Origin of the sequence: Sphingobium fluminis, assembly GCF_037723805.1 — a bacterium.
Classification (GTDB): Bacteria; Pseudomonadota; Alphaproteobacteria; order Sphingomonadales; family Sphingomonadaceae; genus Sphingobium.
In genome coordinates this window covers 369,699-379,416 of the sequence record NZ_JBBJUK010000003.1, presented here as the reverse complement: position 1 = coordinate 379,416, position 9,718 = coordinate 369,699, and the positions used below count along the sequence as shown (strand labels likewise).

Sequence of the window (9,718 nt, the reverse complement as noted above, 5' to 3'; positions counted from 1 at the left end):
CCGGCTGGGCTCACCGCGGCCGCGCCGCGTCGGGCTTGCGCGCGCGGAACAGCCGATCGTCGAGCGCATAATAATGGCGGATATCGGGATCGATGGACGCGGCGTCGATCTCTTCCAGATCGAAACCGGCGGCGCGGATCCGGTCCGCGAAGTCCGGGCCATATTGGCGGACATGGTCCCACTGGCCAAATCGCCGTTCGCGCTCGCGCGGGGGGATGGCGAAGCTGCCATCCTCGGTGGGCTTGTCCCATAATGGCACGATCAGCCAGGCCTCGCCACCGGGCTTGAGTGCGCGCCAGATGTTGCGGAGAACCGCATGGTCATCGGGCACATGCTCCATCACATGACTGGCGTAGAACAGGTCGAAACGAGACTCGTCAGTCAGCTTCATCAAATCGACCCGGCGCATCAGGGGCACGACATAGCGGGTGGGATCGAGATCGGCCGGGACATAATCGGCGGCGGCCGAGAAGCGACGGACGAGGCTCGCTTCATTGGGTGCCATATGCAGGATCGCGCCGTCGGTCGGCACGCCCAGCGTGCCCCCCGTGATCAGATAATTCATCAGCCGTTCGCGCGGGGAGGCACCGCAGGCCGGGCAGCCCCATTCGCCATTGTCGCCGTAGCGGAAGAAGCCGATCACGGTTGCGCCGCAGGCCGGGCATCCACGCCCCGGACGCGCGCCGGCCACCTTGCGCAGGGCGAGGACAAGCTTCGTCAGATGCTTGCCGGCAGCCTTGGCCACCCGCTGAAAGGTAATCACGCCATTCTCCGCTGAGGAACTGGCAATGCCCTATACAATATGGCGGGACTTTGACGAGAGGGGATCAGCGCGACTTCGCTGGATTCCACACGGTAAAGGTGCGGCCCGTCATCGCCTGCGCCACGCCTTGCAAGGTCGCTGCATAAGCGATCAATATATCGACAAGCGCCGCAAAAGGCCCGCCCCTGCGCCGTAACCCGAGCCAGATGACCAACACCAGCGCCAGCCCGCCACCCATATAGAGCATCGGCGAGACCCGCATCGCCAGCGCGCCGGCCGCGATCGTGCCGCTGAGAATGAATAGCCCGCCAAACCAGCGCACGATCTTGCGCGAGGCATATTTGAAGCGGTCGAGCCGGCCCATGCGCGCCAGTTGCGGCCGCAAATGCCGGTGGGTATGCCAGGCGCGCGCCGCTATCCGCACCTTGCGGCGATATTCGTCCTTTCGCGCCGTGACGAGCCGCTCGCGCGCGATCACATCCTTTGCCTTCACCAGCCGATACCCCGCGAAAATGACCGCCATGGACACGGTGAGGTCATCGAGCACATCGTCGGGAAAGGCCGGATAAAGCGGGCGGCGGATCGAGAAGATCGAGCCGTCGGCGCCCAGCACATTGCCGGTGCGCGATTCTTCATCCTTCAGCCGCTCCTCGATCCGCCAGTAGAGCGAACCTACCTTCGCCGTCGCGGATTCGTCCTGCCCCATATAGTGAAGCGAGCCAAGCACGCCGCCAATGCCGGGATCGGCATAGCGCGCCAGCAGATTGTCGATCGCGCTCGCATCCAGCAGCACGTTGGCGTCGGTGAAGATGAGGATGTCGCCGGTCGCGCGCGCCACGAGCTGCTTCATGCCATGGGCCTTGCCGCTGCGCCCCGGCCCCCGCACCAGCATGACATCCCCGATCGCACCGATCTGCACGGCGGTATCGTCGCTCGATCCATCGTCGAAAGCGAGAATTTCAAGCGCCGGGTGGCGCGCTTTCAGCATCACCAGATTGGCAAGCTTTTCCGGCATCGCCGAGGCTTCATTATAGGCGCAAAAAAGCAGCGATGCCGATAACGCTTGCCCGGATGCCGGATGTTCCGGCCGGGTCGGCAGGCGGCGCAGGACCAGCGGATAGATGAGGAAAGGCCAGGCCACGGCGATCAGCGAGACGAACAGAATCAGGCCAAGAAGGATGTCGACCCGGTCCATCAATACGCCTTGTGGTGGACGAGGACACCGATGGTCGCCACGATAATGCGGATGTCGCGCAGAATCGACCAGCGGGTCACATATTCGAGATCCGACTGGAGCCTGTCGATCAGATCCTGATGATGGTCGGTCGCGCCCCGGTGGCCCCTTACCTGCGCAAGCCCTGTCATGCCCGGCTTGATGCAATGACGCTCCCAATAGCGGGCGTCGACTTCCCAATAAAGACTGTCGCCCGCTTTCGCCGCGGCGGCGTGCGGACGCGGGCCGACGATGCTCATATCGCCGATCAGCACGTTGAAGAGCTGTGGCAACTCGTCGATACTGGTCCTGCGCAGGAATCGACCCACCGGAGTGAGGCGATCATCGTCGCGCGCGGTCAGCCGGTCGGCCTTCAGGTCGGTGACGTCGCTGCGCATCGAACGGAACTTAAGAATCGAAAAAGCGCGCGCATCGCGGCCGATGCGCGGCTGGCGGAACAGTATCGGGCCGGGGCTCGTCAGCTTCACCGCGAGCGCGGCGGCGATCAGCACCGGCGACAGCAGGATGCTGGCCGCTCCCGCGACCGTGATATCGAACAGACGCTTGATGATGCGATCGCGAAACTGGAACGGCCCGCCCGCCACGACTATGGTCGGCTGACCATCCATTTCGTCGATCCGCGCCGGCGCGAAGCGCAGCAGCTCGGGAACGACGATCTCGCCCCGCGCCGCGAGCGATTTGAGCGCGATCGACCAGTCGTCCATCCGGTCGAGCGGACAGGCGACTATCACTCGCTCGGCCATGCCGACGGCGGCGGCGAGACGTTCGGCCATGGCGGCGTCGTGGCGTTCGGGGTGCAGATCGGCAGCCTTCGCCTCGATCACGGTCATATGCGGCGCGGTGGATATCGCCACGCCATCCAGGATGACGGCGGTCAGATGTGGGACTTCGCCCAGCAGCGTCACACCAAGCCGCGCGATGGCGAAACGCACCAATGTGATGGCGACGGCGGACAAGCCAAGCCCCATCAACAGAGTGAGGCGCGACAGCTTCTCCGCGATCTTGCCGAAATAGATGATGAGCAACATCAGCAGCGCGGCCTGCGCCAGCGCCAGCAACGCGCGGACGATGCCTCGCCGGCTATTCTCGAAACTATGGATTCCGTACGCGCCACCCTGCACACCCAGAATGGCGTAGAGCGGCGCGAGCATGGCGAACATGATAAGGCCATGGGGCTTGCCCGGCTCCCCCCACAGCGCGCCCAGCACCAGATAATTGGCCGCAAGGAAGGACAGAAACAGCCCCGCCATGTCCCCGGTCAGGCACAGCAGATAAAGCCGTAGCCGGACGATTTCTTTTGAGACTGTCATGGCAGGTGGAGTGTCACTGGCGCGCCCATATTTGGACCTTGCGTTGGCACCGGCAAGGGCGGAGCGCAAGTGGCGTGTGGATCATGGCGCTCCCATATCAAGAGAGGATTATTTGGTGGGGCGGCGGAGCGGCAGGCCACGGCGTTCAACATAGGCATTGGACGAGGCGATGGCATCGGCGTTTTCGGCCCGCCAGCTTGCGGCACTTGTTTCTGCAAACTGTTCCGTCAAGCGCCTCTCGCCTGTTGGGCAAGTATCGAGCGTGCGCGCGGTCAAGGATGTCCGGCGACATATTTGTCTGCTGGCTTGATATGCCTGCCTTCGTCATTCGGACCTCACCATCATGTGTAGCGCACGGGCATGGATTGTAAGCAAACAGGGCTAATCCGACCCTGCCTCCATTGCACTCAACAAACTGGCCATTTGCTCCCGGCGCATCCCCCCATAGCTCGCTTTGGTGGCTCGGATATCCTCATCGTCCGCCCAATGGCTTAGCGCCGACCATGCTTTCCGCTCGTCGCCGCCCAATGCGGCGGGGTCGGTGATTGCGGCATCCAGTTCTTGGTTGGAGATATCGCCTCCAGCTATAATGTGACGCAACATTCGGAGCAGAAACAATCGATGGTCAATCATGGCACTCCTACGATCCGAACAGCCGCCCCAGCGACTTGTCGAGCATGACTAGCTGCCACAACAGCCGCCCGTGATCCGCGACCCCGGACTTGTGTTCAGTCGCCAGCTTTCCCAGCAGCTTCGTGTCGAACCAGCCGGTCTTCGCCAGCGTCGATCCGCCGGCGACCGCCGCCGCCTCCCCCGCCAGCGCGCCGCGAAACCAGGCGCTGATCGGGGTCACGAAGCCCATTTTCTGGCGATAGAGAATATCCTGCGGCAGATAGGGCTCCATCGCCTTTTTCAGCAGATATTTGCCGCTGTTGCCGCGAATGCGCTGGTTGACGGGTAATCGCGCTGCGAATTCCACCAGCCGATGGTCGAGCAGCGGCTCGCGTGCTTCCAGACTGACGGCCATGCTCATCCTGTCGGTCTTGGTAAGGATATCGCCGGGCAGCCAATGACGGATGTCGGCATATTGCGCGCGGTCGAGCGCGTCGCGCGCCGGCGCATTGGCCATCGTCTTCACATAGCGGTCCTCGGCCCGATGGCCCTGCAATCCTGCGCGCATGTCCGTAGTGAACAGGCGTTGGCGCAGGGCGAAGGGTGTGATGCCGACGGAAGCGGCATAGGCTTCGCCTCCTTCGCCTGCCAATTCGAGGAAAGTGGATTTGGCTCGCAGCGCGCGGGGCGCCCAGTCGGCCTTGGGATAATATTTGCCCAGCGTGCCGAACAAAGGCTGGCGGATCGAGGCCGGGACCAGCGCGCGGAAGCGCTCGCCCTGCATCTGGAACCGATGGCGGCGATATCCCGCGAACGCCTCGTCCGCGCCGTCCCCCGACAGGGCGACCGTCACCTGCTCGCGCGCGAGCTCGCACACGCGAAATGTGGGTAGCGCGGAGGCGTCGGCAAAGGGTTCGTCAAAGTGAAAGGCGAGGCGATCGATCAGGCCATAATCGTCGGGCGACACGATGCGCGAGCGGTGGTCGGTCGCAAACCGCCGGGCGATGCGGTCGGCAAAGGCGCTCTCGTCCAGCGCGGCGACATCGAATCCGATCGTACAGGTCTTGACCGCCTGGTTCGACGCCTCCGCCATCAGCGCAACCACACTGCTGCTGTCCACACCGCCCGAGAGGAACGCGCCGAGCGGCACGTCCGACACCATACGCGATCGCACGGCGTCGCGCATCAGGGCGATCAGTTCCTCCTCCAGCGCCTGTGGCGACGCCTTGGTCCGGTCGGCGAAGCTGACGTCCCAATAGCGCTGCGGCACGCCCAGCGGACGGCCGCGCACCAGGCGCAATGTCTCGCCCGCGCCGAGCTTCCTTACACCCGCTACCAGGCAGGCATCGTCGGGGACATAGCCATAGGCCATATAATCCTCGACGGCGGTCAGGTCCGGCGCGCGGCGCAGCAGCGGATGGGCGAGCAGCGCCTTGAGTTCCGATCCGAAGATCACGCTGCCATCCGATAGTGGCGCATAATGGAGCGGCTTCACCCCGAGCCGGTCGCGCACCAGCCAGAGCGACTGCGCCCGCGCGTCGAACAGGGCGAAGGCGAACATGCCGGTGAAGCGCTGCACGCATTCCTCGCCCCACTGGCGATAGCCGTGGAGAATGACTTCGGTATCGCTGTTGGTGCGAAAGACGTGGCCCTTGGCTTCCAGTTCGGCGCGGACGTCCGCGAAATTATAGATCTCACCGTTGAAGGTGACGGCGAGGCTGTCGTCGGGCGTCAACATCGGCTGCGCACCGGTCGCAAGGTCAATGATCGAGAGCCGCAAATGGCCAAGGCCGACGCCCGGCGCCGTCCATATGCCGCTGCCGTCCGGCCCGCGATGCGGCATGACGTCCAGCATCGCCCGCACGCGCGCGGGATCGACCGGCTTGGCCGTCTCAAGGTGGAAAATGCCCGCTATCCCGCACATGGCATCAGGCTCTAGCGGATGCCCGCGCTGCGGTCAGCCAATTCCTTCACATCGCCCAGATCGGCGAGGAAAGCGGCGATCGCCGCGTCGGACGGGCGCCCCTCGCGCTCTTCGGCGGAGACCAGCAGGGCGACGGCGCGCTGGTCGCGACCGAGCAGGCGGGCCTTCATCGTCTCGATCTTGACCGTGGGCTTGCTCCCCGTGGGCTCGCCCTGCCCCACGATGTAGAAGCTCACCACATGGCGGACGACGGGCCCCGGCGCCGTGATCTGCTCCCCCCGCGCAAAATCGGGCGCGGGCGCGGGCGAGGACCATGTCCATTCGCTGTCGGGATCGGTCGCGCCTTGTGCGAAGCCGACGATTTCGCGCTTGTCCTCCTGCCGGTCATAGGTGGCGATAGCGAGGTCGACGATCTGCCCCCGCGCATTGCGATACCGGCCCATGACGAAATGATCGGCTCCGTCGAAACGGGGCTTCCACGGATAGGCTGACGGTTCTGCGGTGCGCGTCCATCCCCCGATGGCCGGGAGCGCAAGACTCGGCGGCAGTGGGTCGCTCGCCGCGGCGCTCGCGCCCAGCCAGAGCGGCGCGGCGATGACCAGCGCCAGCGCCACTCCCGCAACCGTGCCCGGGTGCGCGCCGCGCCTCGCTGTGCCCTGTAGCCGGCGAGGGTCGAACCAGGGATCGCCCGGCTTGCGGTCGAAAAACGGCCAGGCTGCCGCCATGACGACGATCATGACGATCGCGAAAAATACCCAGCCATAGACGACATGATCGAAGCCGACCGCCGCATCCACAGTCGTCAGATGCGCGACCAAGATCGTTGCAAAGGCGCGCATTCCGTTGGCGAGGACCGACAGCGCCAGCGCCCCGGCCATGAACAGGATGCGACGCCGCCATGAACGAAAGCAGACATTGCACACCAGCACGCCATAGGCCGTCATCGCGATCACGAACTTCGCGCCGGAACAGGCCTCCGCCACCTCGAAATAGCCGGTCGGCGTAGTGATGAAGATGCCCTCGATATGCGCGGGCACGCCGGCGAGCGCGAGGAAGACCATGGCGAGCTTGGCCGTCAGCAACTGGAGATAGTGTACGATCTCGTCACCGCCAGGCACCATGAAGAAGGCGTAGAATAGCGGAAACGTCAGCGCGCGCGCCACGGCTGGGCCGAGCAGTGCGATCGTCGCGCCTTGCAGCATCACCACCAGCGCACCTTGCCGCACCATAGCGACTCCGGCTGCCGCGCCGACCAGCCAGGCCAGTGCGCCAAGGCCGAGCCAGAGGAGGCCGGGCGTCCACGCGACCGGCTCAAGCTGACGAAGGCCCGGCAGGCGTTGTTGCACCAGCCATGCGATCAGCAGGGGCACGAACAGGCAGTGGCCAAAGGTGGACGCATTCCACCAGATCGACATCATGTCGCGCAGATCGGCAAAGAACAGGGCAAGGATAGCGAAGGCGACGATGCCAAGCGCCGTCAGGTGCCCGCGCCACCCGTCAAGATCCCGCGCGACGGTTAAACGGCTCCGGGCAAGCGCGCTGCCGATCATGCCGCGCGGCTGCCAGCTGACGCTCCGAACAGCAGATCGGGCAGCGCGCGCAGCGTCGTCGACCAGCGATAGCGTTCCTCGACGCGCAGCCGCGCCGCGCGCCCCAGCGCGCCAGCGCGCTGTGGATCTGCGAGCAGGGCGCAGATTTTGCGCGCTTCCTCTGGCGGATCGGCCGCAATCAGGAGATGCATGTCGTCGATCGCGTCGATCCCTTCGGCTGCTTCGGGCGAAGCCACGACGGGCCGCGCCATCGCCATCGCCTCAAGCACCTTGTTCTGGATGCCGCGCGCGATCCGCAGCGGTGCGACGACGACATCAGCGGCCGCCAGCCAACCCCGCACATCGGGTACGCCGCCGGTCACGATCACGCCCGGCAGTCGCCCTAGCGCCTGCACCGCCCTAGTGGGACTGCGCCCGACGATCGCGAACCACGCATCGGGATGCACCGCGCGGATCGCCGGTAATGTCTCTCGTGCGAAACTCTCGACAGCCTCGATATTGGGCCGATAATCCATCTGTCCCGTGAAGACGAGCAAGGGACCCTGGCCATGGTCGATGGCGGGGAAGGACGCGGCCGGATCGAAATAGTCGAGCGCAACGCCATTGCTAATCGCGACGATCTTTTCCGCACCTTCGTCCGTCGCCGCGCGAAACATCGCGGCTTCGGCTTCGCTCACGAAAGTGCAGACATTCGCGCGCGCGGCCACGGCGCGCTCGAAGTCGAGCAGGACCCGGCCCTCGCGGCGGTTGATCCAACCCATCGGGCCGGACCCCTGCTTGCCATAGGTGGCGTATTTGGCGGAATCGAAATCGACGAAATCCATGAGAAAACATATATCGGGGGGCAGCATCGGCACGAAATGGGCCATTTGCGCCGAATAGGCGACGACTGCGGCGATGGGCCGCTCCGCCAGCGTTTTCACGACCCACGCATGCAGTGCGGGATGATCGAACAGCGCCACCAGCAGCGGCTGCTGCCGCATGAGCCCGCTCAGGCCTGCGACGATGCGCGAACGGTCGCGCATCAGGACCGACTGGCTGGCGGTAAGCGTGGCCATCTCGTCGGCAAAGCCCATGTCGCGCGAGTCGTCGGCAAAACAGCCGACATGGACCGGGGCGATCTCAGCGAGCCGTTGCAAGAGATGGAACGACCGGATCTTGTCGCCACGATCCGGCGGGAACGGGATGCGATGGCAGAGGAAGAGGATCTCGCCCGTCATCCAAGGCCCCGCGCGATATAGGGCCCGATCAGCGTCGCCAGCGATTCCGGCATTTTTTTCCACAGCTCGACCTTGCGCCGATATTGCGGCGACAGGGGATTGACGTCGCGCGTTTCATGGCCCGGCGCGGTGCGCAGATGATAGCCGAGCGGCTCGCCGGCAAAGCCCCATGTCTTTTTCCAGGCGGCCGGCCCCGTCCCGACCTTAGACCGGCCGAAGTCGAAAATGGTGAGGCCGCGTTCGCGCGCCTGCCGCATCAGCAGGAAATACAGCACCTCATTGGACCGAATCGCCCGGGCGCCCTCGGCCGCGCCATGCCAATAGGGCATGCACGCGCCATTGTGATAAAAGCTGATCACCGCCGACAGGGGCGTGCCATCCTCCGACACGAGCGCAATATCCGCATCGTCGCCAAACTGGTCCATCATCCGGTCAAACAAAGCGCGCGGAAATACCGGTGTGCCCAGATTATGGACGCTGTGCGCGTAGAGCCGGTAGTGAATGTCGCGGAGCCTCTTTGTCCGGCCGCTCTCGAACGTCAGGCCCTTTTCCAGACCCTTGCGGATTTCCGCACGATGGCGCTTCGGCACGGCCTTGAGTTCCGCCTCGTCATCGGCGGCGAGCGGTCGAGAGAAGCCGAGATAGGCGTCGGCCTTATTCTCCCACGCCGCCCCCTCGGGCGCGTCGCCGCCGCGCAGTTCCAAAGTCGAGCATCGCAGCCGCGACGCCAGCGTCCATGCCGCCTCGGCCAGCGCGGTCGCCGCCCGGTGATGGGTCGTGAGGATACCCCCGTCCACGGCAAAGCCGCTGCCCACCAGCGCCCGCCCGAACAGGGCCGACCGGATGAACGTCAGCGGCAGCACGCCCACGATCTCGCCGAACGTCCGGCGCGCGACCAGCAGATGCGCCTTCTGGCCCGTACCGGCCTCTACGCCCCTGATCCATCCCGGCCGATGAAAGGGCGTCGAGGCCGGATGGGCGCAGACCCAGGCGTCGAGTTGCGCGACGGCCTGTGCGTCATCCAGTCGCGCCTCTTCGATGATGATCGACAGGTCGGCAACGGCATTCATGTCAGGTTCCTTGCACACCCGTCACGACATAGAGC

8 protein-coding genes are annotated in these 9,718 nt (G+C 65.0%); all 8 read right to left on the bottom strand.

The genetic code is table 11. From position 1 onward, the window contains the following. Positions 1-10 precede the first annotated feature (10 nt). The 8 genes from WG907_RS11185 to WG907_RS11150 all read right to left on the bottom strand — a co-directional run bounded on the left by WG907_RS11185 (position 11) and on the right by WG907_RS11150 (position 9,683). A complete protein-coding gene (locus WG907_RS11185; protein ID WP_340232847.1) occupies positions 11-763 on the bottom strand; it encodes a methyltransferase domain-containing protein in 753 nt (250 codons plus the stop codon). Positions 764-827: 64 nt separating this feature from the next. Beyond that, on the bottom strand, positions 828-1,958 hold the full coding sequence (locus WG907_RS11180; protein ID WP_340232846.1) for a glycosyltransferase: 1,131 nt from the start codon (positions 1,956-1,958) through the stop codon (positions 828-830). After that, the gene (locus WG907_RS11175; protein WP_340232845.1) at positions 1,958-3,307 is read right to left on the bottom strand and encodes a sugar transferase; all 1,350 of its coding nucleotides are present in this window, start codon (positions 3,305-3,307) and stop codon (positions 1,958-1,960) included. Before WG907_RS11175 ends, WG907_RS11180 begins: the two co-directional genes overlap by 1 nt. 108 nt (positions 3,308-3,415) lie before the next feature. Continuing rightward, positions 3,416-3,538 (bottom strand): type II toxin-antitoxin system CcdA family antitoxin, encoded by a 123-nt coding sequence (locus WG907_RS11170; protein ID WP_445326803.1) that lies wholly within the window; start codon positions 3,536-3,538, stop codon positions 3,416-3,418. A 409-nt stretch (positions 3,539-3,947) separates the two neighbouring features. After that, a complete protein-coding gene (locus WG907_RS11165; RefSeq protein ID WP_340232843.1) occupies positions 3,948-5,843 on the bottom strand; it encodes an XrtA/PEP-CTERM system amidotransferase in 1,896 nt (631 codons plus the stop codon). A gap of 11 nt (positions 5,844-5,854) precedes the next feature. After that, positions 5,855-7,393, bottom strand: coding sequence for an exosortase A (gene xrtA, locus WG907_RS11160; RefSeq protein WP_340232842.1), 1,539 nt, complete (start codon positions 7,391-7,393; stop codon positions 5,855-5,857). Next, complete coding sequence (locus WG907_RS11155) at positions 7,390-8,613, bottom strand: TIGR03087 family PEP-CTERM/XrtA system glycosyltransferase (RefSeq protein ID WP_340232841.1); 1,224 nt, start codon at positions 8,611-8,613, stop codon at positions 7,390-7,392. The genes xrtA and WG907_RS11155 overlap by 4 nt, the downstream gene beginning before the upstream one ends. Continuing rightward, positions 8,610-9,683 carry a FemAB family XrtA/PEP-CTERM system-associated protein gene (locus tag WG907_RS11150; RefSeq protein WP_340232840.1) on the bottom strand — a complete coding sequence of 358 codons (1,074 nt, stop codon included), beginning with the start codon at positions 9,681-9,683 and terminating at the stop codon, positions 8,610-8,612. The genes WG907_RS11155 and WG907_RS11150 overlap by 4 nt, the downstream gene beginning before the upstream one ends. Between the last annotated feature and the right edge of the window lie 35 nt (positions 9,684-9,718).